Here is a 26,265-nt window from a genome sequence, read left to right on the forward strand (position 1 = left end):
GCCCCGCAAGCGTCGACACCGCCATTGCCGGTCTCCGGCTCCGCTTCGCTCCACCTCCGCCCGGCAATGGCGGCGGACACAACAATGCACTAACAATCACCCCGGACCACCCGGTGGGGGCTGCTCACGCTACTAGGTTAGCGGGATGAGTGGCGTTGTATCGGGGGAAGAGGGAAGCCGCAGGAACCGATAGGGCATAGCGGTTACACATCAGTCGCCTCCTGTGCTCGTCCCGATCCCGCCCTACGCCGCCAAGGCCCGGTAAACACTTGCGCGGCCGACACCTAGCCGTTTGGCGATCTCGGTTGGCCCTACGCCTTCTGCATGAAGCGCGTGGATGCCAACCGGGTCACTGACCGCGAATTTACAACGGGACGATGATAAGGCAATATATGGCGCTGCATTAACGCAGTATAGTCAGGGGGCTATATGAGGTTTTTTGCAATCAGCGTCACTCTTGCATGCCTGTATGCTGCGACTGCGAAAGCAGAACCAGACCAATGCAAGGACGTACTACGAAACGGAACTTTTCGTTATGAGGAATATAAGAGTAACTCTTATTTCCAGCAAATATTGTATTCAAGATTTCTAGAGAGCACATTCGAAAATTCCAAAACAGATACCAGTCTAGGCATTGGAGTTCCCATTGGAAAGGCCGTAATGGGATCACTAAATTATGGTAAAGACGAATACGAGGCTATGCGTCGAAGCGTTGAACGTACCAACTTTCAGAAGATAGAACGTATCAATGAACTGTCGACGATGCTTTATTCAGGAGACCAGGGAATCTTAGATGCTTGGTCCGAATGCATTAAAAAGTTCGGTGGCGGCGTGAGTGTAAGATTTGATCCGCTTACGTACAACACAGTTCGTCTCGTTGTCGAATATCTATCGCAAGGGGTGCAGCATAAAGCAAAATTGTCTGCGCCAATAATAATAGGTAATATTGATCCCAAACGGACTACGAATCCCTACTGTTTGAAGAAGGGTGCAATTATAACAGCAGGAAGCCCTTGCAGGACGACCATTACTTTACCCGATGCGTGGACCACGCTCTCGGTGGACGTTAACGCGATCCAAGGTTCCGCCAGCGCGTTTCTCCCATCGCGAATTAGGTTGGTCGAACACAGGCAACGAGTCCCGGTTGAGTCGCTAAGCGGCGAATACTTCCGACGCGGGAATGTACGAGAAGCTTCGGTTTTCAACCTAACTAGCGAACAGGCTAAAGAGGGTTGGATGCTTGATGCAAGTACTGCAACCCACGCTGTCGGTAAGGTTTTTGATAACGGGCGCAACAACAACTCATGCTATGAATCCTTCATTTCAGTAAGGCCATATTCGGCAGAATACGGTTACAACGTTATTTCCCATACACGGGGCCATGGTGGCTGGACCGTCGGGTGTCGCGGTACGTACTACTTAGAAATGTTCAGAAGAGTTTGGGAGCCGGACAAGACGCTTAGGCCGCCAGCCTTTCCAAGTGTCTGATAAGTAGCCAAGGCTTCGTTCATACAGAGCCTTGGCGTTCTTCTCATTTTACAAAATTTCAGTCGATTTGCGACGTAATTACCTGTGCCGGAGTTACGGCAATCATCCATGGTTGCGCTTTTCCACCCTTTGTATCGCCGCGCGTGTAACACCATACCGGGCCGCTAGGACGCCCAAGGATACGCCTTCGGCACGTTGCACTAGGATTTCCTTGTGCTGGGCGTCGGTAAGGCTCCTAGGCCGTCCTAGGGCTTTTCCTTCGGCCTTCGCGCGCTGCAAGCCCGCTTGGGTGCGCTCAATAAGAAGGTCGCGTTCGAACTCTGCGACGGCGGCAATAACTTGCATGGTCATGCGACCAGCCGCGCTGCATAGATCGACACCCCCAAGGGCGAGGCAATGAACCCGAACGCCGATGGCGCAGAGGCTATCGACTGTTTGGCGAACGTCAGTTGCGTTTCTGCCTAAGCGATCCAGCTTAGTGACGACCAGCACGTCCCACGCTTCCAGCCGATCGACCAGCTTCGCAAAGCCTTTGCGTTCCATGGCGGCGACAGAACCAGACACCGTTTCAGTGATGATGCGGCGGGAATCGATACTGAACCCCGCCGCTTCGATATCGCGAACCTGATTGTCCGTCGTCTGGTCGAGCGTGCTGGCCCTGCCGTAAGCGAATACCCGTGCCATCACCCGACTCCGTATCGATTTTCTGTATCGATACTGTCGGCGTATCAAAACGCTGTCGAGTCTATTTTACGATACAGGGCTAGCGAGTGTATCGGAATCGACCGTTTATTACTCCGTTCTTAGGGCTGCAAACGCGTTGCCTGTGGAAGTTGAGCCGGCATTGCCAGGCCCTAAGTTCAAACTTTCTACATTCGATAAAGAATGGACTATGACCTAGAGTACCCCCTAACACTATGTTTGATGAGTTCCATGTTATCTCGCCCGTAAATTCTCTCTAGCCGAGTATAGAACTCCGGCTCAACGTCCTTAGCGAAGGCTAGCGTTCCTGCAAGGTGGGCCATGGCATGACGATCTAGTTTGCCATTGATGGCATAGTGTACCCGCGCTCTGATCAGTTTTTTTCGTTCCCGGCCTAATGATACACGACCATCTAGGGTAAGAACCAAGCCCGTGACCTGTCGATGAAACTTCGGCGTTACCAGCGTAGTCTTCGCCGAATTGATCGTAAGGCTAGGGGTTCCGATAAGTCTGATAACGCTTCGGAGTATGCCGTCGACCTCTCGAAGGTTCCATGTTCTTTCCGCAGAAAAAGTCATGTCATCGGCGTATCTTGTATAGGTAATTTTGTGCGCGGATACTCGTTGGTGCACTTCCCGGTCAAAATCATTGAGAAGGATATTGCTCAAAATTGGGGATGACGGCGCACCAATAGAAAGTCGCAAAATGCGCCCGCCCTTCGGTCGCCTAAATAGGATACGGCCTGCGGAGATCGCGTCGCTTCTATCTAGAACAGAGTGTCGATCGCAATACGTCAGCCATGCCCGCTCGGTTATCGACGGAAAGAATTCTTTAAAATCGTACTTCAATATTGCGCGGTTATGGCAATGCCGTTCGGCATTTTGCCTTATAGAAGACCCTTTTCTGTAAGCAGTTGCACAGGGGTGGACTGGCAAGTCTTTCAGAAAGCCATTGATCATTGCTCTCTGCGCAATTTTCAGTTCAAAGGCGGGGTGCGCAATTTCGCGCTTTCCCCCTGATCTTTTGGGAATGAAATATGTCTTATATCGATCGGGAGCAGACGAAATTAACGCAGCGAGTTCGCGCTCACCGATCCGTAACTCCCTTGTGAGAAACTCGACAAGTTTACTGGTCATCGTAATGCCTCATCGACTGCGGCAACTCGGTCAATGTCATTATCTTCCCAGTGCTTTCTGAATTCTGCTCGCCTGCGCGTTTTATCCTTCAATGCGCCGGTAAATATAAATTTAACCGCCTCATTTTCATTCGGATAGGCGAAGTGCACCCTATCAAATCCAGATTGCGTAACCGCCGACCATTTCAAAGCCGCGCAACAAAAAGATATCCTTTCAAGAAGTGATTCATCGACGTCTACTTTGAATTCTGAGAAAAGAAGACATATTTCGTCATCCTTGAGCGAGTATGCCTCCCTCAAAAAGCCGACGTACAATTTGCACAAATGATTAAATTTATTTTTGTCGAATGTAGTTCTGCTGCCAACCTCCGCAAGTCGCGTAGTCGTTGGGTTATTCATGATCGCTACCAGAGCAGCGCTATTAATACTGCTAGCCATTCCATTGGTCATTCCGATAGTGGCATCGGAAAATGAAAAGACGGAATTCGGATGTTCTCGCCGAAGTGTGGCGACAGGCCCCTTCGATATGAAGCTATTTTTAGTAAGATATTTAGATTGAATGGCGACAAGTAGCTTTTCCGCTATCTCTTCGACGGCTGCAAAAGACCCAAGTTCTACAAAACTTCCAGGGCTTTCAGAGAAAAGTATCACCAATTCACAGATTTGTGCTAAATCAGTTTCGAATTTTACAAGATCAAGGTAGGGTGAATTTTTGTCGAAAAATTCTTGTATTTCTTCGACTTGCAAAAAATCAATGCCTTTAAGCATCGATACGCCATCACCTTTCAGAAAGCTGTCACGTAACGATTTGGGCGTCGGGTCAAACGCATCCGATACGACGCCTCCGCAAAGCAACACATATCGCTTTGGGGGATATACTCGGACGCTAACCGCATCCACATGGTCGTGGAATACGGTTAGCACCGGATTTGCTTACCTAAGCCCCAGACGGACGAAGCATTCGACCGAACGGAGTGGCCCACAGGCGGACGAATGCTTCGTCCGTCTGGGGCACCCAGATTTGACCAATAATGTACGATCCAGCGAAACACCGGACCAACCGTAAAACGGTCTGTTCGCGTAAGCGACTCTAAAAATAGTCTCTTCCGGGTTTCTGTCAATGAACCGCGCTTTTGAATAAGCGTCTCTGGTGGCTTAGCGCTCGATGGGCTGACCGCCATTAAGCCCTAGCAAGGTTTGATGCGGCCTGACGATCGACCCGGCTTGGTCAATCCCCTTTGAACAATCCTAAACCACAAGCCAAAGAATGGAGGGTTTGCCGCATAGCATCGAACGGGACTTCGAGCCTCTCGCTCAACGGTAGCGATGCTTTTCGGTAGTAATTTTGGTGTAATTGGTTTCGTACTCTACCGCCATTTCGCGTAACTAACGGCACATGATGGCGGGCTTGGGTAGATCATAAGACTTTGAATTTACGATGAATATGCAATTTCCCGGCATTCTTCGCAACTCTGCGGTCTACGACTTAAAATCCGCTTCCCATCGGGAGTGCGGGTTCAAGTCCCGCCGTCCGTACCACGGGCTGGCCGCCGCCCCGGCTTTCATGGCATGGGGCGGCGCATGAACCGCTTGCTGTTTCCTTGCGCCCTGCTGCTGACGCTCGCCGCGTGCGACCGGGGTGCGGACGAGCGGCCGGTGGCGGTCGATGCGATCGAGCGGGACGGCAACGGCAATACCGAGCGTGTCCTGCTGCGCAGTGCGTTGGCGCAGGGACTGGTGCGTTTCGATGCCGCCGGACAGGTCGAGCCGGCGATCGCCGAGCGATGGAACATGGTCGATGACGGGCGCAGCTATATCTTTCGGCTGGGCGATGCGACGTGGAGCGATGGGCGACCGGTGACCGCCGATCAGGTCGTCTTCGCCCTGCGCCGGGCGGTGCGGGTCGATGCGGAACACCGGCTGACCCCGTTTCTGCGTTCGATCGACGAGATCGTGGCGATGACGCCGCAGGTAATCGAGGTCCGGCTGAAACGGCCCAATACCGAATTGCTTACCCTGCTGGCACAGCCCGAACTGGCGGTGATGCGCGGGCAGCAGGGGAGCGGGCCGATGCGGCGGCTGGCGGGCGATGGCGTAAGGCTGCGGGCGCCGGTCGATCCCGACGCGCCGGCACCGGTTCCGGCCGACGAGGTGCGACTGAACGGCGTGCGGGCGGCATTAGCGGTGGCGCGGTTTCGGGAGAAGCGCAGTGATCTGGTGCTGGGGGGCGGGTTTGCCGATTGGCCGATCGTGGCCGCGGCGGCGCCGCGACCGGCCGATATCCGCGTCGATCCGGCGCGCGGGCTGTTCGGTTTTGCCATCGTTGGGCGCGATGCGTTTCTGGCGGCACCGCTCAACCGGGCGGCGGTGGCCATGGCGATCCAGACCGCCAACCTGCCCGCCGCCATCGACGCGAACTGGAGCGGTGCCGATACCGTCCTGCCCGAAGCGTTCGATTCGGCGAGCGCACCGGCGCTGCCGCCGTGGCGCAATCTGACCGAGGCGCAACGCTGGCAGACCGCCCGTGCGCAGGTCGCCGCATGGGGACAGCCGGTGACGGTGCGCGTCGCGTTGCCCGATGGTCCCGGCGCGACGCTGCTGTGGGGACGGACGGCGGCGGCACTGGCGCGGATCGGGGTGCGCGGGCAGCGGGTCGGGCTGGATGCGCCCGCCGATCTGGTGCTGGTCGACAGGGTCGCACCCTATGACAGCGCGCGCTGGTATCTGGCGACGGCCTGTCGGGGATGCGCACCGGATGCGATGACGCTGATCGCCGCGGCGCGCGATGCCACGTCGCTGCCCGAACGGGCGCAGCGGCTGGCCGCAGCGGATGCGGCGCTGGCGGCGGATATCGCGTTCGTGCCCGTTGCGCGGCCATGGCGCTGGTCGCTGGTCGCGCCCCGGCTGCGCGGGTTCCAGACCAATCCGCGTGGCGTGCATCCGTTGAACCATCTGCGCGGCGATACCAGATAGGAAGCATGGCAAAGCCGACCCGCATCTCCCCCGAACTGTTCGAACAGATCGCCGGACATCTCGACAAGAATCCCGACGCGGTGCGCCGCCGGGTGGTGGCGATCGAACGGCTGATGGAGCGGTCGATGACCATTCCGGGCACCAACCATCCGGTGGGCCTCGACTTCCTGCTCAATTTAATTCCGGTAGTCGGAAGCTTCATCGGCGCGGCGATGGGCAGCTATATGCTGTGGGAAGCGCGCAACCTCGGCATGTCGCGGTGGCAGATGGCGCGGATGGCGGGCAATGTCGGCACTGACTGGGCGTTGGGGTTAATCCCGATTGTCGGCGCGGTGCCCGACTTCTTCTTCCGGTCGAACACCCGCAACCTGCGGATCATCCGCAAGCATCTCGACCGCCACCATCCGGCGACGGCAACGGTCGAGGGCTGATTACGCCGCCTACCGTCCGTTGCGCCAGATCTTGATTCGGGTGCCCGGCGTCACTCCGCCCTGATGCGCCGGACAAGCGGCGTAGCGGCGGCGTTTGTCGAGGCACAGCCACACCTCGTCGAGCCAGCCGCGCTTGTTGGTGGTGATCCGCATCGATTGCGACGTGATCCCCGGATTGACGCGGGCAATGGCCGCGGCGAGCTGTCCGGCGGTCAGATTAGGGCGACGCGACAACGCCATCATGTTCGGAAAGCGCAGCTTCAGGAACAGGCTGCGCGATTCGTCGAAATAGGCGGCAGGCGATACGCCCATGCAGGTGCCATGCTTGGCATATTCATGCTGGAGCAGCTGCGCCGACGGGGTGACGCACAGATTCTTCGCAATCACTGCTTCGGGCAGGATCGGCGTCGAGGTGCAATATTGCGGCCAGTCCTTGCCTTCGCCATCGGGCCACAGGCCGTGCAGCGTGAAGCCGAACCGGTTGCCGCCGCCGCACTGGAAGGCGTTACGCTGGTCGTCGGCGCGCGTCCGGCAATATTCGGGGCTCCACGTAATGGCGAGCGTGTAGCTGCCGATCGGGAGGATGCGGCGCGGCTGCGATGGGCTGGGCAGGTCGGGGCGTGGACGTTCGATTTGCGCCGGGACCGCGCATTGCAGCGTCTGTGCCTGTACGGCGGCAGGCAGCAGAAGCGCAGCGATGGTCAGGGCGATCCGCTTCATGCGTCGTCCTCCACGGTGTCGAACGGCGCGAACCATGCGGCGGCGTCGGGGCGGAACAGGAAGAAGGTCGCTGCGGTCTGTAGCGCGACGGCGAGGATACGCAGGATGCCGCCGGCATCGACGATCACCGCACTGCCTGCCAGCCCGATGAACAGGCTGCCGAGGGCGAAGACCGTGAAGACGGTCACGATCCAGCGCGCGACGTTGCTGGCGCGTTTTGCGGCGAAGAACCAGAGCAGCAGCGCGATCAGCACGCCGGTCGCGATCATGCCGCCCGCCGCGATCGCGGCGCCCGATCCCAGCGCCGCCGTTTCGGGATTCTCGGTCAGCCGGGCGATGGTCACCGGCCATTCGATGATATTGCCGACCAGCCCGACGACGATCGAGGCGAGGTAGAGCCGGTCGAACCGGATGATCGAGACTGGACGCATGGCGTTCCCCGTTGCAGCGCTGGGCCGTGGTTATGCGGCGTCGAGGGTGAAATCCAGCCCGATATCGGCGGCCGGGGCCGACTGGGTCAGGCGGCCGACGCTGATATAGGTCACGCCGCTTTCGGCAATTGCCCGGATCGTATCGAGATTTACGCCGCCCGATGCCTCGGCAGGGACGCGACCGGCGATCGTCGCGACGGCTTCGCGCAGGGTCGGCGGGGTCATGTTGTCGAGCAGCAGGTGGGTCGCGCCGGCGGTGAGCGCCGGTTCGATCTGATCGAGCGAATCGACCTCGACGATGATGCGGTCGATGCCCTCTGCCCTCGCGCGGGCGGTGGCTTCGCCGACCGATCCGGCGACGGCGACGTGATTGTCCTTGATCATCGCCGCGTCCCACAGGCCCATGCGGTGATTGGTCGCGCCGCCCATGCGGGTCGCATATTTTTCAAGGACGCGCAGGCCCGGAATCGTCTTGCGCGTGTCGAGCAGGGTCGCACCCGTACCGGCGATTTCCGCTACATAGCGGGCGGTGAGGGTGGCGATGCCCGAGAGGTGCTGGACGGTGTTTAGCGCCGAGCGTTCGGCGGTCAGCAGCGCGCGGGCATTGCCGCGCAGGCGCAGCAGCGCGGTGCCGGGCGCGACCCGATCCCCGTCGGAAACCAGCGGTTCCAGAACCACTTGCGGGTCGAGGTGGCGGAAGAAGGCGGCGGCGATGTCGAGACCGGCGACGGTGATCGCGTCGCGGCTGTCCATCACGCCGGTGAAGACCGCGTCGGCGGGGATGACGGCGGCGGCGGTGATGTCGCCCGCCTCGCCCATATCCTCGGACAGGGTGGCGGCGACGAAGGCGGAGAGGTCGAAACCGGGGAGCATGGCATTGTCCGACAAGGAGGAAGTGGAGCGGCTATAGGACGCGGGCCGAAGTTGGTGAAGGTTACACGTAGCGGACGTTGCGGGAGGGCGTCCGGGATGGCGACATGCACGACGCCGCTCACCAGCATGACGTCATCCGAAGGTGTAGGAAAGTTCATGAAGCCAAGCGCACCGCCGATCGTTTCCCCATCCGAACGAAATCGGAGGATGACGTGGGCGGACGGACGGTAGTGGCGACGGGCGCGGAATCGGGGATCGGCGCGGCGTGCGCGGCGGCATTCGGACGCGAGGGCGACCGGGTGGCGGTGCTGTATCATTCGGACAAAGACGGGGCGGAAAAAAGCGCGGCGGCGGTGCAGGAGGGCGGCGGCGAAGCGGTCATCATCCAGGCCGATGTTGACGGCGAGGCGTCGGTCGACGCCGCGTTCGCGCAGGTCGAGGGCCGATGGGGACCGGCGGACGTGCTGGTGAATTCGGCCGGGCTGAACATGACCGGCGTCACGGTGCGCGACATGGCGCTCGACCAGTGGAGGCGGCTGATCGACACCGACCTGACCGGCGCGTTCCTGACCTCGCGCCGGTTCCTGACCGGACGCGGCGAGAAGGTCGGAGATGCGGCGATCCTGCACATTTCGTCGATCCATGCCTATGCGGTGCGCGCGGGCGGCGCGGATTATTGCGCGGCGAAGGGCGGGCTGACCAACCTGGTGGAAACATTGGCGATCGAGGAGGCGGCGCGCGGCATCCGGGTCAATGCGATCGAGCCGGGCATGATCCTGACGCCGATGAACGCGCGGGCACAGGCCGATCCGACCTATCGCGCGACCCTCGAACATAATATCCCGATGCAACGGGCGGGGCGGCCGGAGGAGGTCGCCGATCTGGCGGTATTCCTCGCCAGCGACCGCGCGCGCTACATCACCGGCGCACGGATCGTCATCGATGGCGGGCTGTCGCTGATGCAGGCGATCGGCGCATGAGCGCGGGTGTCAACATCGACGATCCGCACCGCAAGGACGTGGTCGCCGACAACGAGGTCGAGCTCGATTTCAACGTCCGCCGGATCGAGGAGGTGACGCTCGACGGTCCGCCCGCGCTGATGACGCGCGACCTGATGAGCCCCTATGTCTGGCAGGAACGCGATGGGCGGTTCGGGATGATGGTCCGCGCCGTGACCCGTGCGGGCGAGCCGATGACCGATACCGGCGTGATCTGGGCCGGATGGAGCGAGGACGGACGCCACTTTACGATGCTGTCCGAGCCGTCGATCGTGCCGGGGCCGGACGATCATGACGCGGGCGGCGTAGAGGACCCGACGGTGGTGCGCCGCGACGATGGCTATATCGTCTATTATTCGGGGGTATTGGGCGACCATGCCCATGGCGAACTGTCCTATGCGACGGGGCCGTCGCTCGACCGGCTGACCAAGAGCGGCGTGGCGCTGGCGTCGTCCAAGTCGGAGGGTAATACCAAGGAGGCGACGATCGACCGGACGCCCGACGGGCGCTGGCGGCTATTCTACGAATATGCCGCCGACGAAGCGTCGCGGATCGGCATGGCGATCGGTGCCGATGTGGCGGGACCGTGGGAGGAACAGCCGACGCCGTTCATGCCGCGCGTCGACAGCTGGGACGACTGGCATCTGTCAACGGGGCCGTTGCTGACCGACGATCCGGCGATGCCGGTGATGTTCTATAACGGCGCGACCCGCGATGCGCGGTGGCGGATCGGCTGGGTGGCGTTCGATGCCGACTATCACGGGGTGGTGGCGCGCGGGATCGAGCCACTTATCACCCCGCCGCCGGTCGACGACCGGAGTGCGACGGATATCGCGTTCGCGGCGTCGGTGGTGGTGGAGCGGGGCGCGATCTGGTTGTATTATTCGCTGGAGGATCGGAAACTGGCGCGGGCGTTGATCCGGCGGAGTTGAGGGGCTTTCCGGTTACCTCTTCATACCCCCAACCGTTCGCTTCGAGCGGAGGTTCGAGCTTGTCGAGAACCGTAGTCGAGAAGGGGGTGCCTCACGCGGGCCGTTCTCGACGAGGGCCGGGTCGGATTGTCCCCCGGACAATCCTGAACCATGCGGGACATGGTTCACCCAACCCTCTTCTCGACAAGCTCGAAGCTGCTCGAACCGAACGGTTGAGGTTTGGGGTGTAAGGGTAAGGGCAGGGTGTCCTGCACCCGTTCGTGCTGAGTAGCGGCTGAGCGAAGTCGAAGACCTGTATCGAAGCACCTGCCCCAGACGGCCCTTCGATACGCCCTTTCGACAAGCTCAATGGCTACTCAGGGCGAACGGTGATGGTGAGATCCACCCCGCCACCCTATCCCTTGCGCTGCCCCTCGACGATCGCGATCGCGCGCTGCACCGATGCCTCGATCGACAGGAAGCTGGTGTCGAGCGGTGCGGCGTCGGCGGCCATGACCAAGGGTGCGGTGGAGCGTGACGAATCGCGTTCGTCGCGGGCGCGGATGTCGGCCAGCACGCGGTCGTAGGTGACGGTCGAGCCGGATTTGGCCAGTTCGGCATGCCGCCTGCGCGCGCGGATCGCGGGGGTCGCCTTGACGAACAGTTTCGCGTCGGCGTCGGGGGCGATGACGGTGCCGATGTCGCGGCCGTCGAGCACCGCGCCGCCCGGCTGCTGCGCGAATTTGCGCTGGCGACGCAGCAGCGCCGAGCGAACCAGCGGATGGGCGGAGACGATCGAGGCGGTCTGGCCGGCTTCGTCGGTGCGCAGCCAGGGATCGGAAAGTAACGTGTCGGGAAAGTCGCAGGCGGCGACGCTATCGGCCTCGCGTTCCGGATCGAGCCCCTCGCGTAGCACCAGCGTCGCGACCGCGCGGTAGAGCAGCCCGGTGTCGAGATGCGGCAGGCCGAAATGCTTCGCCAGCGCCCGCGCGATGGTGCCCTTGCCCGACGCCGCCGGGCCGTCGACCGCGATGATCACAGCGGCGCGCCGAGGCCACGCAGCAGCGTGGTGAAGGTCGGGAAGCTGGTCGCCACGGGTGCCATGTCGTCGATGGTGACGGGCGCGCGGCTGACGAGGCCGGCGACGACGAAGCTCATCGCGATGCGGTGGTCGAGTTTCGCCTCGACGGTGCCGCCGCCGGGCAGCGGCTCGCCACCGGTGCCGTCGATGATCAGGCCGTCCTCGGTCTCCTCGACCCGTGCGCCGATCGCACGCAGCCCTTCGGCCATCGTCGTGATGCGGTCGCTTTCCTTGACGCGCAGTTCCTCCAGCCCGCGGGTCACCGTGCGCCCCCTGGCGAGCGCGGCGGCGACGAACAGGATCGGGAATTCGTCGATCATCGACGGGGCGACCGCCGGATCGACCTCGATCCCGGTCAGCGTCGAGGCGCGCACGACCAGATCGGCGACCGGCTCGCCACCGACCTCGCGGCGGTTTTCGAAGGCGATGTCGCCGCCCATCGCGCGCAGCACGTCGAACAGCGCGGCGCGGGTCGGGTTCAGCCCGACATTGGTGACGGTGACATGGCTGCCCGGCACCAGCAACGCGGCGACGACCGGGAAGGCGGCGGAGGACGGGTCGCCGGGGACGGTGATCGTCTGTGGCTGCAATTCCGCTTCGCCATGCAGTTCGATGACGCGGCCGGCCGATGTCTGCTCGACGGTCAGCTTCGCGCCGAAGCCGGTCAGCATCCGCTCGCTATGGTCGCGGGTCGGCACCGGTTCGACGACGCGGGTGATACCCGGCGTGTTCAGGCCGGCGAGCAGGATCGCCGACTTCACCTGTGCCGAGGCGACCGGCAGCGTATAATCGATCGGCACCGCCGGCACGATCCCGCGCAGCATGAGGGGCAGGCGGCCGCCGGGGCTGGCGGTGATGTCCGCGCCCATCTGGCTGAGTGGTTCGATGACCCGGCCCATCGGCCGCTTGCTCAAAGAGGCGTCGCCGGTGAAGGTCGCGGTGATCGCGTGGCTCGATACCAGCCCCATCAGCAACCGGGTCGAGGTGCCCGAATTGCCCATGTCGAGCGCGGCGGCGGGTTGCAGCAGCCCGCCGACCCCGACGCCGTCGATGGTCCAGATGCCATCGTCGCCCCGCACGATCGTCGCCCCCATCGCCCGCATCGCGGCGGCAGTGGCGAGCACATCCTCCCCCTCCAGCAGCCCGGTCACGCGGCTGGTGCCGACGGCGAGCGCCGAGAGCATCAACGAGCGGTGGCTGATCGACTTGTCGCCGGGAACGGGGGCGGTGCCGGTCAGCGGACCGCTGGCGGCGACGGACAGGGGGGTGGGCTGGGCGTGGTGCATGACCGGCGGCTTTGACAGCGCGTGCCCGCTATGGCAAGGCGCGGCCCATCCGGGGCATATGCCCTGTTCTTCCACGACACCGAAAGGTTTGGCTACACATGGTGAAGCCGGAATGGGGTACGAAGCGTACCTGTCCGAAATGCGCGACGCGCTTCTACGATCTGGGTAACGAAGACCCGGTCACGTGCATCAATTGCGGCGTCCACTGGACGCCCGAACCGATCCTGAAGTCGAAGCAGCCGCTGCCGTTCGAACAGGTGAAGGTCGAGAAGGAAGGCGCCAAGGACGCCGATCTGGGCGACGATCTGGACATCGAGGGCGACGACGAGCCGTCGGCCGACGACGATGTCGATCTGGGCGGCGACGACGATCTGGGCGTCGACACGTCCGACGAGGACAGCGACGCCGAGCGCTGATTTTTTGGGGCGGCGGGCGCAAAAGGCGCTTGCCAAACCGGCGCCCTCCGCATAGAGGGCGCTCCTCCCCGCAAGGGGAAGCGAGGCCGCCGACCAGCAGCGGCCCTGCGCAAAAATGGACGGGGCCGTAGCTCAGCTGGGAGAGCGCTGCAATGGCATTGCAGAGGTCAGGGGTTCGATCCCCCTCGGCTCCACCATTTTCCCAAGAACCCCGCAGCGATGCGGGGTTTTTTGTTGCCGTGCTTGCCGGGTGTCGGAGGCGCTGTGCTGCGTATCGCCGGCGTTGCCGCCAATGCCCGGCAAAATGTGCGAGAAACGCGCGCAATTAAACCAGTATAGCGAACGGAGCGGAAACAGCCGCTAGCGGCAATCCCCTATGACGGGGGACCAAGCGCTGCGATATCGTTCGCGACTGTTCGCATATTCCGGGCTACGCGACGCCGACCGCGTCCTGATCGACGAATTGCTCGATCAGCGTCAGCGCAGCATCGCGCCGCGCCGCGACATCGTGTCGGAAGGCGAGGCGCCGCGATTCGTGCATTTCGTGCTCGACGGCTGGGGCTGCCGGTATCGACAAATGCCCGACGGACGTCGGCAGTTGCTGTCGCTGCTGCTGCCGGGCGACCTGTTCGACACGAACCCGCAGGTCGTGGCGCGGATGGACCATGCGGTCGGCGCGATCACGGCGATGACGGTGGCGGAGGTCTCGCCCGATGCGCTGTCGGCGCTGGCCGAGGCGCAGGTCGGCATCGCGCAGGCGCTGTGGTGGAACGATCATGTCGCGTTCGGCACGCATCGCGAATGGATCGCCAGCCTGGGGCTGCGATCGGCGCGCGAACGGATCGCCTTGCTGTTCTGCGAAGTATATTTCCGGTTGCGGCTGGTCGGACGCTGTTTGGGGCCGACCTGCGAATTCCCGCTGACCCAGGCCGATCTGGCCGAGGCGACCGGGCTGACGCCGGTGCACGTCAACCGGATGGTGCAGGAGCTGCGTCGCGAACGGCTGATCGAATGGGCGGGGCGGACGCTGACGATCCTCGACCTCGACCGGCTGTGTCAGTTGGCGTCGTTCACCCCGGGCTATCTGCATCTCGACCGGACAGTGCCGGTGGCGGTGTAGAGTTTAGAGCGGTTTCCGACCAGCTTGAACCACCGTCATCGCCCTACGGGCGACCGCTGACGCGGCGGGGTGATTTCGGCTCGGGGCAGCGTTGCTTCGTCGGTCACGATGCTTCGGCATCGCTCCCTCGCCCCGAACCAAAATCACCTCCGTGCCGGTGATCCAACCTGATCGGAAACCGCTCTAATCCACTTTCGTGGAAGCGGGCCGGTGCCGCCCTGATCCGGCTGCCGGATCGGACGCCAGCTGTACCGGGCGTCCCGGTTTCGGACGGGCGGGGCGCGTTCAACGTTGGGCGAAATCGTAAACGAATCGTTAAGAGCGGTGATGATGAAACCGCAGCCCGTCGCCCCACGCCGTCATCCCTTTCGCGCCAGCCTGCCGAGGATGGCGAGCGTACCGGTGTCGAGCGACGACAGCGACCTGAAGCTGTTCGCGGTCAGCTTCACGGCGTTTTTCGTCTGCTTCTATACGTTCTTGCTGTAACCTTACCGGCTAGGCCGGGCAGCCGTCGCGGCAGGCCTTGTTCAAGCGGGCCGCGAGCCAGGCCGAGATCAGGCACATGCCGGCGACGATCAACAGCATGTCGGTGGGGCCGAGCCCGGCCTTGGTCAGCAGGATCACGCTGATCGCGCCGACCGTCATCGACGCGCAGTTGACGACATTGTTCGCCGCCACCGTCCGCGCGGTCTGGTCCTTGGTCACGGTGGTGGTCAGGAAAGCATAGAGCGGCACGACGAACATGCCGCCGAAGATCGCGATCAGCGCCAGCGTGGCGAGCAGCAGCAGCGATTGCGGATGGGTCACGAAATCGATGACGCCGTACAGGCCGTCGCCGGGCGCCGGCACCCAGTTGCGCGCCTCGAACGCGAAGGCGAGGACGCACACCGCCATCGCGATCACCGACGCGGGCGAATAGCGCGCGGAAATCTGTCCTTTCAACAGCGCATTGATGATGACCGATCCGATCGCGACCCCGATCGAGAAGATCGCGATGGTCAGCGACGCGACCTGCTGGTCGGCGGTCAGGATGTTCTTCACCAGCACCGGGAAGATCACGATCAGCACCGACCCGATCGTCCAGAAGAAGCTGATCGACAGGATGGCGAGGAACAGGCGGCGGATATGCATCGTCGCCGCGATCAGGTGCCATGACGACGTCAGCGGATTGAAGTTGATGGTCAGTTCGGGGCCGCTGCGCGGGGCGGGCGGCACGAACCGGCCGGTGACCCAGCCGATCAGCGCGACCACCACCACCAGCCCGGCGGCCCATTCCACGCTGATCCACCCCGCGACGATCGTGCCGGTCAGCACCGATAGATAGGTTGCCGCCTCGATCAGGCCGGTGCCGCCCAGTACCTGATGATCCTCCAGATGCTGCGGCAGGATCGCGTATTTGATCGGCCCGAAAAAGGTCGAATGGACGCCGAGCATCACGACCGCGCTGAGCATCATCACCACCCCGGTCGTGACATAGCCGGTGCGCGCGATCAGCATCCCCGCCGCGCCGTACAGCATGATGCCGATCTCGGCGGTCTTGACGATGCGGATGATCCGCGCCTTGTCATGCGTGTCCGCAAGTTGTCCCGACAGCGCCGAGAGCAGCACGAAGGGCAGGATGGCAAGGCCGGTGGCCAACGCGTTGAAATTCTGTTCGCTCGCCGGGTCCTTGAACAGCTGGTAGGTCGCGAACAGCACCATCGCGTGCTTGAACAGATTGTCGTTGAACGCGCCCAGGAACTGGGTGACGAACAGCGGCAGGAAACGGCGCTGCTTGAGCAACCCCAGCGCATTTATCATTCGAACAACGACCTAATTATGTCCCCGCAGGGTGTTGCGGGGGTGTAGCCGAGCCAAGCCGCCCGCTTCAATCGCCGATTGCCGCTTTCGCCGGGGGGCGCGGCGGTGCTAGACCGCGCCCGTGTTGACGCTTCCCAATATTCTGACCTTGTCGCGTATTCTGGCGGTGCCGCTGCTGGTCGCGTTCCTGTGGTGGCCGATGTGGGAGGCGGGCTATGCGATCGCCTTCGCCCTCTACTGCCTGATGGGAATCACCGATTATTTCGATGGTTATCTGGCACGTGCGCAGGGGACGGTGTCGAAGCTGGGCGTGTTCCTCGACCCGATCGCCGACAAGATCATGGTCGCCGCCGTCATCCTGATGCTGGTCGGCACCCGGCACGACGTGGCGATCATCACCGGTATCCACCTGATCGCCGCACTCGTCATCCTGCTGCGCGAGATCGCGGTGTCGGGGCTGCGCGAGTTCCTCGCCGGTATTCAGGTGTCGCTGCCGGTGTCGAAGCTCGCCAAGTGGAAGACGACGCTGCAACTGGTCGCGTTCGGCGCGCTGATCCTTGCCGGCGCGGTTCCGGCCTATCCCTTCGTCCACATCACCGGCCTGATTTGCCTGTGGGGGGCGGCGGTGCTGACCGCGATCACCGGATGGGATTATCTGCGGGTCGGTTTGAAGCATATGGACAGTTGATGGCGATCGAGATCCTCTATTTCGCATGGGTGCGCGAAGCGATCGGGCAGGGCAGCGAGCGGGTCGATCCGCCTGCCGACGTCACGACGGTCGCCGGACTGGTCGACTGGCTCGCCCTGCGCGGCGGTGGCTATGCGACGGCGTTCGAACATCGCGAACGGCTGCGCGCGGCTGTCGATCAGGCGTTCGTGCCGCTCGACACCGCGATTGCCGGCGCGCGCGAGATCGCGATCTTCCCGCCGGTGACCGGCGGATGATCCGCGTCGTCGTACAGGAGACGCCGATCGACCTTGCGGCGGAGTTCGCGCTGGCCGAGGCGGAGGATGCCGGCGCGGTGGCGACCTTCACCGGGCTGGTGCGCGGCGACGACGGCGTGACCGAACTGGCACTCGAACATTATCCCGGTGCGACCGAGCGCGCGCTGGAGGCACTGTGCGCGGAGGCCGTTGCGCGCTGGACATTGGCGAAGGCGGCGGTCGTTCACCGGGTCGGGCCGATGGTGCCGGGCGACCGGGTGGTGTTCGTCGCCACGACCGCGCGGCATCGCGGAGCGGCGCTGGAGGCCTGTGCGTTTCTGATCGACCGGTTGAAGACCGGGGCGCCGTTCTGGAAGCGCGAGCGGCGCGGCGGCGATGCCCGCTGGGTCGAGGCGCGCGAGAGCGACGACGCGGCGGCGGCGCGGTGGGGGTGAAAGCGGCAGCGCCTCGATAAGGGCGTCGACGGAGGCGGCCTCCCGTTGGCACGAACGGGGATCCGCCGGAGTGGTCTGTAGCGTCGCGTTCGGGGTGGGGCGTTCTCGACGGGCGCTTCTCGGCTTCGCTCGAAGCTGCTCGAACCGAACGGTAAAGCGTTGGATCAGGTCTCAAGCAGAAGCCGGACGGGATCGCTCCCGTCCGACTCGTTCGTTCCTCGAAAACGGATCAGCCGAGCTTCGGCGCCAGCACGCCGTTGACGACATGGACCACGCCGTTCGACTGTTCGACGTCATATTGCGTGACATAGCTCTTGCCGCCGCCGACATCGGTCAACACCAGCGCGCCGTTTTCCAGCGTCGCCTTGATCGGCTGGCCTTCGACCGTGGTCAGCGTCGCGGTACCGCCGCCGGCCTCGACCTGCGCCTTGAGCGCGGCGGAGTCGAGCTTGCCGGGAACGACGTGATAGGTCAGCACCTTGGTCAGCGACGGCTTCTGCTCGGGCTTGAGCAGCGTGTCGAGCGTGCCGGGGGCGAGGCGGCCGAATGCTTCGTTGGTGGGTGCGAAGACCGTGAACGGACCCGGCCCCGACAGCGTCGCGGTCAGGTCGGCGGCCTGTACCGCCTTGACCAGCGTGGTCAGGTTGCTCGCTTTCGACGCATTGGCGACGATCGTCGCGGTCGGCAGCATCGGCGCGCCGCCGACCATCACCGGCGCGGTGGCGGTGGCGTTGGTATTGGCCTGTACGCCGGTCTGGACCGTGCCGACCGGGGTGGTCACGGTCGCGGTCGTGCCGGTCCGAGCGCCGGTCGTGGCGGTCGGGGCCGGTTGCGCCGGCGGGGTCTGGGCATAGGCGGTACCGACCAGCGACAGGGCGAGCGCGGCGGTGGAAAGCGTGGCGCGAATCATCGGTTTTCTCCGGTGGTTGCGAAAATTGGATATGCGGTGCGTCGCACACCGACCCAGGAAATACGGTTCAGCCGCGAAAACGGTTCCCGCCGGACTGATTTGGATCAGCCGCGCTCGGCCGCCAGTACCTCGGCCAGCAGGCGGAAATCGCGTTCGCGCGGCGAGGCACGGCGCCACACCAGCGCGATCCGGCGCTGGGCATTTTGCGATTCGATCGGGCGGGCGGTGACACCGGTATTGTCGAGAATGCCGGCATCGATCGCCATTTGCGGCAACATGGTGGTGCCGAGGCCGTTATCGACCATCTGCACGATGGTGTGCAGCGACGTGCCCATCATCATCGCCTGTCCGCGCAATTCGGGTTGCTCACAGGCGCGCAGGGCATGGTCCTTCAGACAATGCCCGTCCTCCAGCAGCAGCAACCGTTCGGGATCGATATCGTCGGCAACCAGCGGGGCGGTGTCGCCGCTGTCGTTGCCGGGCACGGCGAGCAGCAGGCGGTCCTCGAACAGCGGCGCGACCTCGACCTCGCCACAGCCATAGGGAAGCGCCAGCAGCACGCAGTCGGTTCGGCCATGGTGCAGCCCCTCGCATGCCGCCGCGCTCGGCTCCTCGCGCAGAAACAGCTTCAGGTCGGGATAGTCTCGGCGCAGGCGGGGCAGCAGGCGCGGCAGCAGGAACGGGGCGATGGTCGGGATGACGCTCATCCGCATCTCCCCCGACAGCGGCCGTCCGGCGGCGCGTGCCATGTCGGTCAGTTCCTCGGCTTCGCGCAGCACCTTGCGCGCCTTGGTCACGATGCTTTCGCCAAGCGGGGTGAAGCGGACGACTCGGCGGGTGCGTTCGACCAGCACGACCCCGATCAATGTTTCGAGTTCGCGGATGCCGGCGGACAGCGTCGATTGCGTCACGAACGACGCCTCGGCAGCGCGGCCAAAATGGCCCGCGTCGCGAAGCGCGACAAGATATTGAAGTTGCTTGAGCGTTGGCAGGTACACCGACATGGCTGCGCTACTTATCGATTGCACCGATCATTCCCAAGGGGAATTCCGATTGGATCGGTCCAGTTCGTACCCTATATCGCGGTGCAGCAATTCACGGTGCGGCAACGCACCAAAAAGAAAGGGCATCTCATGCTGACCGTTGGCGACAAGCTCCCCGAATTCACCGTTCCCGTCCAGCAGGGCACCAGCGCGCTGCCCGCCGGCGAAACGCTGAGCCACGACGCGTTCCCGGGCAAGTGGAAGGTGCTGTTCTACTGGCCGAAGGACTTCACCTTCGTCTGCCCGACCGAGATCGTCGGCTATAGCGAACTGAAGGACGATTTCGCCGATCGCGACGCCGTGCTGATCGGCGCGTCGACCGACACCGCGCACGTCCACCTGGCGTGGCGCAAGTCGGACCCGGATCTGGCCGCCGCCGATTTCCCGTGGATCGCCGACAATGGCGCGGTGCTGGCCAGCAAGCTCGGCATCCTCGACAAGAACGAACATGTCGCGTTCCGCGCAACCTTCATCATCGATCCGGACAATGTCATCCAGGCGGTGCAGGTCAACGGCCTGAACGTCGGTCGCAACCCGCAGGAAACGCTGCGGGTGCTCGACGCACTGCAGACCGACGAACTGTGCCCGTGCAACTGGAACAAGGGCGACGACGTCCTGCAGGTCGCGGCGTAATCCATCCGGGCGGGGCCGCGGTCCCGCCCACATGATCCCATGCGTCACCCCAGCGCAGGCTGGGGTCTCTCCGTAACTGGGAGACCCCAGCCTACGCTGGGGTGACGTGTTTTCATCGAAGGTAAGAACCCATGTCGCTCAAGGAATTTGCGGGCGCGCTGCCCGATTTCGCCAAGGATATCCGCCTGAACGTCGGCTCGCTGCTGAACGAGACGGTCCTCGATCCGCAGAAGAAGTTCGGGACGATGCTGGCCTGCGCGCACGCCACCGGCCACAAGCCGCTGGTCGAGGCGGCCGAGGCCGAAGTCGCCGACAAGCTGTCGCCCGAAGCCGCCAATGCGGCGCGCGCGGCGGCGGCGGTGATGGCGATGAACAACGTCTATTACCGGTTCGTCCACCTCGCCAAGAACAAGGAATATGGCAATCTGCCGGCCAAGCTGCGGATGAACGTCATCGCCGCGCCGGGGATCGAGAAGGTCGATTTCGAACTGTTCAGCCTTGCCGTCTCGGCGATGAACGGCTGCGGCATGTGCATCGACGCGCATGAGGACGTGCTGAAGAAGCATGGCGTAAAGGCCGAGGTGATCCAGGGCGCGGTGCGGATCGGCGCGGTGCTGGCGGCGGTCGCGACCGTGCACGCGGCGGTGGCGTAACAAGATTTGGTTCACGCGAAGGCGCGGAGACGCGAAGGGGCTTCGTCCCCCGATCGTCCCGCGTCAGCGGGAGAGTCATGGCTGGCTCAGCGCACGAAAGGACGGATCGCTGTGCGATCGGTTTCCTCGGGCGAGCCTCCTCCGCGTCTTCGCGCCTTCGCGTGAACCAATCTTCCGACGTTCCTACGACAGCGACCGGTACACGCTGTACAGGCTGGTGACCGTCAGCACGATGCCGACCAGGATCAGCAGGGTGCGCGCCGGGATGTGCTTGGCGAACATCGCCCCGAACGGCGCGGCGGCGATGCCGCCGATCAGCAGCCCGACCACGGCGGTCGTGAACGCCTCCAGCCCGAGGTTGAGCAGGAAGGTCAGTGAGATGCTGACCGTCAGGAAAAACTCGGCGGTGTTGACCGTGCCGATCGTCGTGCGCGGCGTGGCGCCCTGCACCAGCAGGTTGGAGGTCACGACCGGCCCCCAGCCGCCACCCCCCGCCGCGTCCAGAAACCCGCCGACCAGCCCCAGCGGGGCGATGATCTTCGGCTCCTTCGGTTCGGGCGGCTTCCGCAGGCCGCGCCACAACAGATAGATGCCGATCCCGGCCAGATAGGTCATCACGAACGGCCGCGTGACCGACGCATCGAGCGACGACAGCAGATAGGCGCCGGTCACCCCGCCGGCGATGCCGGGCAGTACCAGCCGCCCGAACAGTTTCCAGTTCACATTCTTGTGCAGCGCATGGCTGATCCCCGACACGCCCGTCGTGAAACATTCCACGACATGGACACTGGCCGAGGCGGTCGCGGGCGGCACGCCCAATACGCTGACCAGCAGCGTTGACGAAATCACTCCGAACGCCATGCCGAGCGCGCCATCGACGATCTGGGCAGCGAATCCGGCGGCAATGAATTCGGCCAGACGCGCCCAGTCGATATTCTCGAACATCCAATTTCCTTCGATATCGGCTCAAGCGGCGGACAGTGATGACGGCAAACGACAATGCCTACAAGATACATGGGCTTTGTTACGCCTACAGCATGGCTTGGCGGCGGGCGGCAAGGTGCCTACATGCAGGCATCGGTTAAGGGGATTGCCCATGTTCGCGCGGCTCGTGCGCTATCTGGATTCGATCAAGGCGCGCGACCCCGCGCCGCGGTCGCGCGCGGAAATCCTGACCTATCCCGGGGTCTGGGCGGTCGCGCTGCACAAGGTCGCACACCGGCTGTTCCGCGGCGAATGGTTTTTCGCGGCCCGGGTCGTCAACCATCTTTCGCGCTTCATGACCGCGATCGACATCCATCCGGGTGCGACGATCGGGCGGCATTTCTTCATCGACCACGGCTTCGTCGTGATCGGCGAAACGGCGGAGATCGGCGACGGCGTCACCATCTACCAGAATGTCACGCTGGGCGGGACCAGTCCCGACAACGGCATCGCCGGCAAGCGCCACCCGACGATCAGCGACGGCGCGATCATCGGGTCGGGTGCGCAGGTGCTGGGACCGATCACCATCGGACGGCGTGCGCGCGTCGGTGCCAATGCGGTGGTGACGAAGGACGTGCCCGAGGGCACCACGGTCGTCGGCATCCCGGCGCGTCCGACCGTGGTCGAGGGCGGGCAGGCGGGCGATCCGCGCTTCGTCCCCTATGGCACGCCCTGCCGCGACACGTTCGACCCGCAGACGCAGCGTATCGAACTGCTGCGGTGCGAGCTGGAGACGCTTCGCAAGCGGCTGGACGAGGTGCTGGCCGAGCAACAGGACCATCGCGACCGGGCCTGATGGGAGTCGTCACACCCTTTCCCGCCCCACGCCAGCCCGGACAGGTCGGCTTCGACCGCGCCGAACTGACCCGCATCCTCGACCTGTACGGGCGAATGGTCGCGGCGGGGCACTGGCGCGACTATGCGATCGATCTGGGGCGCGACGCGGCGGTGTTCAGCGCGTTCCGCCGCGCGACCGAACGGCCCGAATTCCGGATCGAGAAGCGGCCGTCTCTACGCAACAAACAGGGCATGTGGGCATTGGTCGGCGAAGCCGGCGCGGTGGTGAAGCGCGGGCATGAACTCGGCCCGGTGCTGGCCCCGGTCGAACGGCGGCTGATGAAGCTGGTCGAGGAATAAAAAACGGCCCCGGTCGCCCGGGGCCGTGAGGTCGCTGCTCAAGGAATGGTTCAGGCCATCGCCACCGGCGGCAGGCGTTGGCCCAGGCCGCCGAGCACTCCAACCACCGTACGGCGCATCGGTTGCCAGAATACCGACAGGGTCAGCAGCGCCGATCCGATGACGAAGGCGGTGAACGCCGCCGACAGTTCGACCGCGCCCGCTTTCTCGAACAGGGCGTAGAGCGCGTAGAGGACATAGGCGAGGCTGGAGACCAGCAGCGCGCGGCGGTCGACGGCCAGCGCGACGAGCCCGAACAGGATGTAGAGCGCGATCACCACCGCCGCCATCGGCAGGGTGACGCTGGGACCGAACACGCCGAGCAGCTGGAACAGCGAATGCGCGATCAGCGGCGCGGCGACGAGGTGCAGCCAGAAGGCGACGTCGCTGCGCCGGGTGCGGCGATCGCGGTCGCTCATGTCCCAGCGCATCGCCGCGACGAACACGCCGATCCCGCCGAGCAGGGTGATCGGGTAGAAATTGTCCTTGAGCACGGGGAACGCCGCGACGATCAGCGACGCGACGGTCGCGACCAGCGCCGCCGCCCCCGCGGCGACGGTAATCGGCACCATGAAGCGCCGCCAATGCGCCCATGCCGCACCCGCCGCCACGAGGCCGATGCCGGCGAAGATCATTGCCGTGGTACGATCGGGCACGTTCTGCGGATCGAGTTCGACGACGATGCCGAAGAGCGTCGCGGCGACGCCGCCGACGAACGCGAGCAGCAGGAGGATGCTGGGCAGCGCCATGCGACGACGCGCCGTGAAATATTCGGCGAGGAACCACGCGGCGCCCGCAACGCCAAGCCCGCCCAGCGGCGTCAGGATGGTGCCCCCGATCCAGGCGAGCGACACCAGCAGCAGGGCGAGCGCGACCGAGACGAAGATGTCGTTGAAGCCGGTCAGCAGACGGAAATGTTCCTCGTCCACCACCGGCGTCGCGCGTTGCCGCGCGATATGGGCGCGAAGGGCTTCGGCGGCATCGGGGGACAGGACCCCGGCCTCGACCGCCCCGTTCAGATCGCTCTCGCTATACATGCCAATAACCTCCCTGTATTGGTCGAGTATAGCACTAGTGTATTGCCGTTGCAATACACAAAGGCGGGTGGGCCGGTTAGTGGACGCCGGGCAGCGTCAGTCCTTCGCGCCGGAACGCCCGCTGGACGGCGGGACGTTCCGCCATGCGCAGTGCATGGGCGGTCCAATGCTGGACGTCGCGGGCCATGTCGAATTGCAGGACCGATCCGCGTCCCCAGGTCCAGAAGACCAACAGATAGGCATCGGCGACCGAATAGCGCTCACCGATCGCCCAGGGGCCCTCGCCGAGCCGCGTATCGATCGCGCGCCACAGATCGCGGCAGGTCTGCAGACCCTTGGCGCGAACCTCCGCCAGCGCCGGTTCGCTGTCGGCATAGCGTTCCGCCCGGCGGACATGGGCGTAGGCGACATGGACGGTCGACGCGATCCACGCCAGCCATTCGGCGACCCGTGCCTGATCGGGCAGCGTTTCGGGCCATAATCCGCTGTCGGGATGCGATCGGGCAATGAACTGGAGGATCGCCGGGTTTTCGGTCAGCACCCAGTCGTCGACCGCGAGCGCCGGCACCCGCCCCTTGGGATTGATGCGCAGGAATTCCGGCGATCGTTGCTGCCCCGACGCCATGTCGACACGGACCGGTTCGAAGGGGATACCGGTTTCCTCCAGCACGATATGCGGTGCGAGCGAGCATGCCCCGTTGCTGTAGAATAGTCGCAAGGACGTCGGCATTGCGTTCCCCCGTTTCAGGCGGCCGCAAGCGTAGCGTTCTCGCGGCCGGCAGGAAAGATGGCGGGCACCGTCCCTGCGTTCCGGCGAATCGTGTGTCGAAGTGCGTTACGCGCGAAAGAAAAGCGCCCCGCCGGTGAAGCAGGGCGCTCGATCAAGCCGGTTGGCCGCTGGACTTACTTGCCGCCGGGGTTGCGGCAGCCGTCCTTCAGCGTCCGCGTGCAGACCGGATAGCTTTGCGGCGCGGGCGGGGGCGGGGTCACCTGCGGCGGTGCGAAGGTGATCTGCGGTGAACCTGCCATCGGCGCGCCAGCCATCGGTGCCGGCGGGGCGGGCGGGGCCATCGGCGCGTTCGGATCGGCCGCCATCGGGGCAGGCGGCGGCGGGGGCGCGTTCGGATCGGCCGGTGCGTTCGCATCCGGCGCCATCGGGGCGGGCGGCGGCGTCATGTTGTCGGCGGGCGGGGTCGGTGCGGCGGGCGTGCCCGGCTGCATCGTCGAATCGGCGGGCGGCGTGGTCGGCGGGGTCGTCTGGGCGACGGCGGCACTACCGATCAGCAGAGCGGCCATGAAAGCAACAGTCTTCATCGGAAGATTCCTTTTCGACTTGTTTCGTTTAGGCTGCGGACCAAACGAGCCAAGTCGAAAAGGTTTCCGGTTCAGTCTTCAGCCGGTCGCGTCGAGTGCATAGCCCGCCGAACGGACGGTACGGATGATATCGGGGCGATCGCCGACATTGATCGCCTTTCGCAGCCGCCGGATATGTACGTCGACGGTCCGCGATTCGATGTCCGAATCATGGCCCCAGACCGCATCGAGCAGTCGTTCGCGCGAAAATACCCAGCCGGGATGTTCGAGGAAGTGCTTGAGAAGACGGAATTCGGTGGGCCCGAGCGGCACGACGTCGCCGCCGCGCCGCACGCGGTGGCCGACGGTGTCCATCTCGATATCGGCATAGGTCAGCGCTTCGCCGGCCAGCGCCGGGCGGACGCGGCGGAGCACGGCGTTGACCCGGGCGACCAGTTCCCGGGGGCTGAACGGCTTGGTGACATAATCGTCGGCACCGGTTTCGAGTCCGCGGACGCGGTCTTCCTCCTCGCCGCGCGCGGTCAGCATGATGATCGGCACATTCTGGGTCTCGGCCTGGCGACGCAGCTGGCGGCAGACCTCGATCCCCGACAGCCCCTCGACCATCCAGTCGAGCAGGACGATGTCGGGCGTCGCCTCGCGCGCGAGCAGCAGCGCTTCCTCGCCCTCGTGCGTGCGGACGACCTCGAAATCCTCGCGCTGGAAATGAAAGGCGATGAGTTCGGCGAGCGCCGCATCGTCCTCCAGCAGCAACATCCGTGCCTTGGTCAT

The 26,265-nt window shown here is 63.9% G+C and carries 33 protein-coding genes and 1 tRNA gene; 17 read left to right on the plus strand and 17 right to left on the minus strand.

The annotated features are described in order from the left end of the window. Window positions 1-93, plus strand: a 93-nt coding sequence (locus tag MF607_RS06750) for an integrase catalytic subunit (protein ID WP_242117239.1), incomplete at its 5' end; no start/stop codon positions are given. 150 nt (window positions 94-243) lie between these two features. Here the strand turns inward: MF607_RS06750 and MF607_RS22900 are convergent. Beyond that, window positions 244-390, minus strand: coding sequence for a helix-turn-helix domain-containing protein (locus MF607_RS22900; protein WP_347340869.1), 147 nt, complete (start codon window positions 388-390; stop codon window positions 244-246). Window positions 391-429: 39 nt separating this feature from the next. Between MF607_RS22900 and MF607_RS06755 the strand changes: the two genes are divergently transcribed. Beyond that, on the plus strand, window positions 430-1,488 hold the full coding sequence (locus tag MF607_RS06755) for a hypothetical protein (protein WP_242116814.1): 1,059 nt from the start codon (window positions 430-432) through the stop codon (window positions 1,486-1,488). A 102-nt stretch (window positions 1,489-1,590) separates the two neighbouring features. On the opposite strand, the gene MF607_RS06760 is transcribed toward MF607_RS06755, so the two are convergent. From MF607_RS06760 to MF607_RS06770, 3 genes are all read right to left on the minus strand, one after another. Then, a complete protein-coding gene (locus MF607_RS06760) occupies window positions 1,591-2,172 on the minus strand; it encodes a recombinase family protein (protein WP_242116815.1) in 582 nt (193 codons plus the stop codon). Between the two features lie 206 nt (window positions 2,173-2,378). Beyond that, complete coding sequence (locus tag MF607_RS06765) at window positions 2,379-3,326, minus strand: retron St85 family RNA-directed DNA polymerase (RefSeq protein ID WP_242116816.1); 948 nt, start codon at window positions 3,324-3,326, stop codon at window positions 2,379-2,381. Then, complete coding sequence (locus tag MF607_RS06770; RefSeq protein ID WP_242116817.1) at window positions 3,323-4,249, minus strand: retron St85 family effector protein; 927 nt, start codon at window positions 4,247-4,249, stop codon at window positions 3,323-3,325. Before MF607_RS06770 ends, MF607_RS06765 begins: the two co-directional genes overlap by 4 nt. A gap of 657 nt (window positions 4,250-4,906) precedes the next feature. Here MF607_RS06770 and MF607_RS06775 point away from each other — a divergent pair. Together MF607_RS06775 and MF607_RS06780 are read left to right on the plus strand one after the other, a co-directional pair. Then, window positions 4,907-6,298: an ABC transporter substrate-binding protein gene (locus MF607_RS06775; protein ID WP_242116818.1), complete on the plus strand. Its 1,392-nt coding sequence runs from the start codon at window positions 4,907-4,909 to the stop codon at window positions 6,296-6,298. 5 nt (window positions 6,299-6,303) lie between these two features. Beyond that, on the plus strand, window positions 6,304-6,729 hold the full coding sequence (locus MF607_RS06780; protein WP_242116819.1) for a DUF4112 domain-containing protein: 426 nt from the start codon (window positions 6,304-6,306) through the stop codon (window positions 6,727-6,729). Window positions 6,730-6,738: 9 nt separating this feature from the next. Here the strand turns inward: MF607_RS06780 and MF607_RS06785 are convergent, their stop codons facing one another. The 3 genes from MF607_RS06785 to nadC are packed head-to-tail and all read right to left on the minus strand — an operon-like array spanning window position 6,739 to window position 8,753. Beyond that, window positions 6,739-7,449 carry a ribonuclease T2 family protein gene (locus tag MF607_RS06785; protein ID WP_242116820.1) on the minus strand — a complete coding sequence of 237 codons (711 nt, stop codon included), beginning with the start codon at window positions 7,447-7,449 and terminating at the stop codon, window positions 6,739-6,741. After that, the gene (locus tag MF607_RS06790; protein ID WP_242116821.1) at window positions 7,446-7,880 is read right to left on the minus strand and encodes a hypothetical protein; all 435 of its coding nucleotides are present in this window, start codon (window positions 7,878-7,880) and stop codon (window positions 7,446-7,448) included. Before MF607_RS06790 ends, MF607_RS06785 begins: the two co-directional genes overlap by 4 nt. 30 nt (window positions 7,881-7,910) lie before the next feature. Then, window positions 7,911-8,753, minus strand: a complete 843-nt coding sequence (gene nadC, locus MF607_RS06795; protein WP_242116822.1) for a carboxylating nicotinate-nucleotide diphosphorylase — start codon at window positions 8,751-8,753, stop codon at window positions 7,911-7,913. A 230-nt stretch (window positions 8,754-8,983) separates the two neighbouring features. On the opposite strand from nadC, the gene MF607_RS06800 reads away from it, so the two are divergent. Continuing rightward, window positions 8,984-9,733: an SDR family NAD(P)-dependent oxidoreductase gene (locus MF607_RS06800; RefSeq protein ID WP_242116823.1), complete on the plus strand. Its 750-nt coding sequence runs from the start codon at window positions 8,984-8,986 to the stop codon at window positions 9,731-9,733. After that, window positions 9,730-10,683 carry a glycoside hydrolase family 130 protein gene (locus tag MF607_RS06805; RefSeq protein WP_242116824.1) on the plus strand — a complete coding sequence of 318 codons (954 nt, stop codon included), beginning with the start codon at window positions 9,730-9,732 and terminating at the stop codon, window positions 10,681-10,683. The genes MF607_RS06800 and MF607_RS06805 overlap by 4 nt, the downstream gene beginning before the upstream one ends. A gap of 394 nt (window positions 10,684-11,077) precedes the next feature. On the opposite strand, the gene MF607_RS06810 is transcribed toward MF607_RS06805, so the two are convergent. Next, a complete protein-coding gene (locus MF607_RS06810; protein ID WP_242116825.1) occupies window positions 11,078-11,701 on the minus strand; it encodes a (d)CMP kinase in 624 nt (207 codons plus the stop codon). Beyond that, a complete protein-coding gene (aroA, locus tag MF607_RS06815; RefSeq protein WP_242116826.1) occupies window positions 11,698-13,029 on the minus strand; it encodes a 3-phosphoshikimate 1-carboxyvinyltransferase in 1,332 nt (443 codons plus the stop codon). Before aroA ends, MF607_RS06810 begins: the two co-directional genes overlap by 4 nt. Window positions 13,030-13,127: 98 nt before the next feature. Here aroA and MF607_RS06820 point away from each other — a divergent pair, with 98 nt between their 5' ends. The 4 genes from MF607_RS06820 to MF607_RS06835 all read left to right on the plus strand — a co-directional run bounded on the left by MF607_RS06820 (window position 13,128) and on the right by MF607_RS06835 (window position 15,051). After that, window positions 13,128-13,445, plus strand: a complete 318-nt coding sequence (locus tag MF607_RS06820) for an FYDLN acid domain-containing protein (protein WP_242116827.1) — start codon at window positions 13,128-13,130, stop codon at window positions 13,443-13,445. Between the two features lie 121 nt (window positions 13,446-13,566). Further along, window positions 13,567-13,642 (plus strand) — tRNA-Ala (locus tag MF607_RS06825). Window positions 13,643-13,821: 179 nt separating this feature from the next. Further along, window positions 13,822-14,565 (plus strand): Crp/Fnr family transcriptional regulator, encoded by a 744-nt coding sequence (locus tag MF607_RS06830; protein WP_242116828.1) that lies wholly within the window; start codon window positions 13,822-13,824, stop codon window positions 14,563-14,565. Between the two features lie 327 nt (window positions 14,566-14,892). Beyond that, window positions 14,893-15,051, plus strand: coding sequence for a hypothetical protein (locus MF607_RS06835; protein ID WP_242116829.1), 159 nt, complete (start codon window positions 14,893-14,895; stop codon window positions 15,049-15,051). Between the two features lie 9 nt (window positions 15,052-15,060). Here the strand turns inward: MF607_RS06835 and MF607_RS06840 are convergent, their stop codons facing one another. Beyond that, window positions 15,061-16,365, minus strand: coding sequence for an MFS transporter (locus MF607_RS06840; RefSeq protein ID WP_242116830.1), 1,305 nt, complete (start codon window positions 16,363-16,365; stop codon window positions 15,061-15,063). A 121-nt stretch (window positions 16,366-16,486) separates the two neighbouring features. Here MF607_RS06840 and pgsA point away from each other — a divergent pair, with 121 nt between their 5' ends. Genes pgsA through MF607_RS06855 form a run of 3 tightly spaced genes read left to right on the plus strand, consistent with a single transcriptional unit; the run spans window position 16,487 to window position 17,744 of the window. Then, window positions 16,487-17,053, plus strand: a complete 567-nt coding sequence (pgsA, locus tag MF607_RS06845; protein ID WP_242116831.1) for a CDP-diacylglycerol--glycerol-3-phosphate 3-phosphatidyltransferase — start codon at window positions 16,487-16,489, stop codon at window positions 17,051-17,053. Further along, window positions 17,053-17,310 carry a molybdopterin converting factor subunit 1 gene (moaD, locus tag MF607_RS06850; RefSeq protein WP_242116832.1) on the plus strand — a complete coding sequence of 86 codons (258 nt, stop codon included), beginning with the start codon at window positions 17,053-17,055 and terminating at the stop codon, window positions 17,308-17,310. The genes pgsA and moaD overlap by 1 nt, the downstream gene beginning before the upstream one ends. Then, window positions 17,307-17,744 carry a molybdenum cofactor biosynthesis protein MoaE gene (locus tag MF607_RS06855; protein ID WP_242116833.1) on the plus strand — a complete coding sequence of 146 codons (438 nt, stop codon included), beginning with the start codon at window positions 17,307-17,309 and terminating at the stop codon, window positions 17,742-17,744. The genes moaD and MF607_RS06855 overlap by 4 nt, the downstream gene beginning before the upstream one ends. A gap of 229 nt (window positions 17,745-17,973) precedes the next feature. Here MF607_RS06855 and MF607_RS06860 read toward each other — a convergent pair whose 3' ends face one another. After that, on the minus strand, window positions 17,974-18,654 hold the full coding sequence (locus tag MF607_RS06860; RefSeq protein ID WP_242116834.1) for a fasciclin domain-containing protein: 681 nt from the start codon (window positions 18,652-18,654) through the stop codon (window positions 17,974-17,976). A 104-nt stretch (window positions 18,655-18,758) separates the two neighbouring features. Continuing rightward, window positions 18,759-19,658: a hydrogen peroxide-inducible genes activator gene (locus MF607_RS06865; RefSeq protein ID WP_242116835.1), complete on the minus strand. Its 900-nt coding sequence runs from the start codon at window positions 19,656-19,658 to the stop codon at window positions 18,759-18,761. 129 nt (window positions 19,659-19,787) lie between these two features. Here MF607_RS06865 and MF607_RS06870 point away from each other — a divergent pair, with 129 nt between their 5' ends. Next, complete coding sequence (locus MF607_RS06870; RefSeq protein WP_056453534.1) at window positions 19,788-20,330, plus strand: peroxiredoxin; 543 nt, start codon at window positions 19,788-19,790, stop codon at window positions 20,328-20,330. A gap of 131 nt (window positions 20,331-20,461) precedes the next feature. Next, on the plus strand, window positions 20,462-20,983 hold the full coding sequence (gene ahpD / locus MF607_RS06875; RefSeq protein ID WP_055786307.1) for an alkylhydroperoxidase, AhpD family: 522 nt from the start codon (window positions 20,462-20,464) through the stop codon (window positions 20,981-20,983). A 183-nt stretch (window positions 20,984-21,166) separates the two neighbouring features. Here ahpD and MF607_RS06880 read toward each other — a convergent pair whose 3' ends face one another. Then, window positions 21,167-21,928 carry a sulfite exporter TauE/SafE family protein gene (locus MF607_RS06880; protein WP_242116836.1) on the minus strand — a complete coding sequence of 254 codons (762 nt, stop codon included), beginning with the start codon at window positions 21,926-21,928 and terminating at the stop codon, window positions 21,167-21,169. 151 nt (window positions 21,929-22,079) lie between these two features. On the opposite strand from MF607_RS06880, the gene epsC reads away from it, so the two are divergent. Beyond that, window positions 22,080-22,763 (plus strand): serine O-acetyltransferase EpsC, encoded by a 684-nt coding sequence (gene epsC, locus MF607_RS06885; protein WP_242116837.1) that lies wholly within the window; start codon window positions 22,080-22,082, stop codon window positions 22,761-22,763. Continuing rightward, window positions 22,763-23,104, plus strand: coding sequence for a DUF2794 domain-containing protein (locus MF607_RS06890; RefSeq protein WP_242116838.1), 342 nt, complete (start codon window positions 22,763-22,765; stop codon window positions 23,102-23,104). The genes epsC and MF607_RS06890 overlap by 1 nt, the downstream gene beginning before the upstream one ends. Before the next feature lie 50 nt (window positions 23,105-23,154). Here MF607_RS06890 and MF607_RS06895 read toward each other — a convergent pair whose 3' ends face one another. From MF607_RS06895 to phoB, 4 genes are all read right to left on the minus strand, one after another. Next, on the minus strand, window positions 23,155-24,180 hold the full coding sequence (locus tag MF607_RS06895) for a hypothetical protein (RefSeq protein ID WP_242116839.1): 1,026 nt from the start codon (window positions 24,178-24,180) through the stop codon (window positions 23,155-23,157). 76 nt (window positions 24,181-24,256) lie between these two features. Next, entirely contained in the window at window positions 24,257-24,910 is a 654-nt protein-coding gene (locus MF607_RS06900; protein ID WP_242116840.1) for a glutathione S-transferase family protein, read from the minus strand. Window positions 24,911-25,083: 173 nt separating this feature from the next. Beyond that, a complete protein-coding gene (locus tag MF607_RS06905) occupies window positions 25,084-25,494 on the minus strand; it encodes a Fe-S oxidoreductase (RefSeq protein ID WP_242116841.1) in 411 nt (136 codons plus the stop codon). A gap of 78 nt (window positions 25,495-25,572) precedes the next feature. Continuing rightward, window positions 25,573-26,265 carry a phosphate regulon transcriptional regulator PhoB gene (gene phoB / locus MF607_RS06910; RefSeq protein WP_242116842.1) on the minus strand — a complete coding sequence of 231 codons (693 nt, stop codon included), beginning with the start codon at window positions 26,263-26,265 and terminating at the stop codon, window positions 25,573-25,575.

It is taken from the genome of Sphingomonas lacusdianchii (assembly GCF_022664395.1).
Classification (GTDB): domain Bacteria; phylum Pseudomonadota; class Alphaproteobacteria; order Sphingomonadales; family Sphingomonadaceae; genus Sphingomonas; species Sphingomonas lacusdianchii.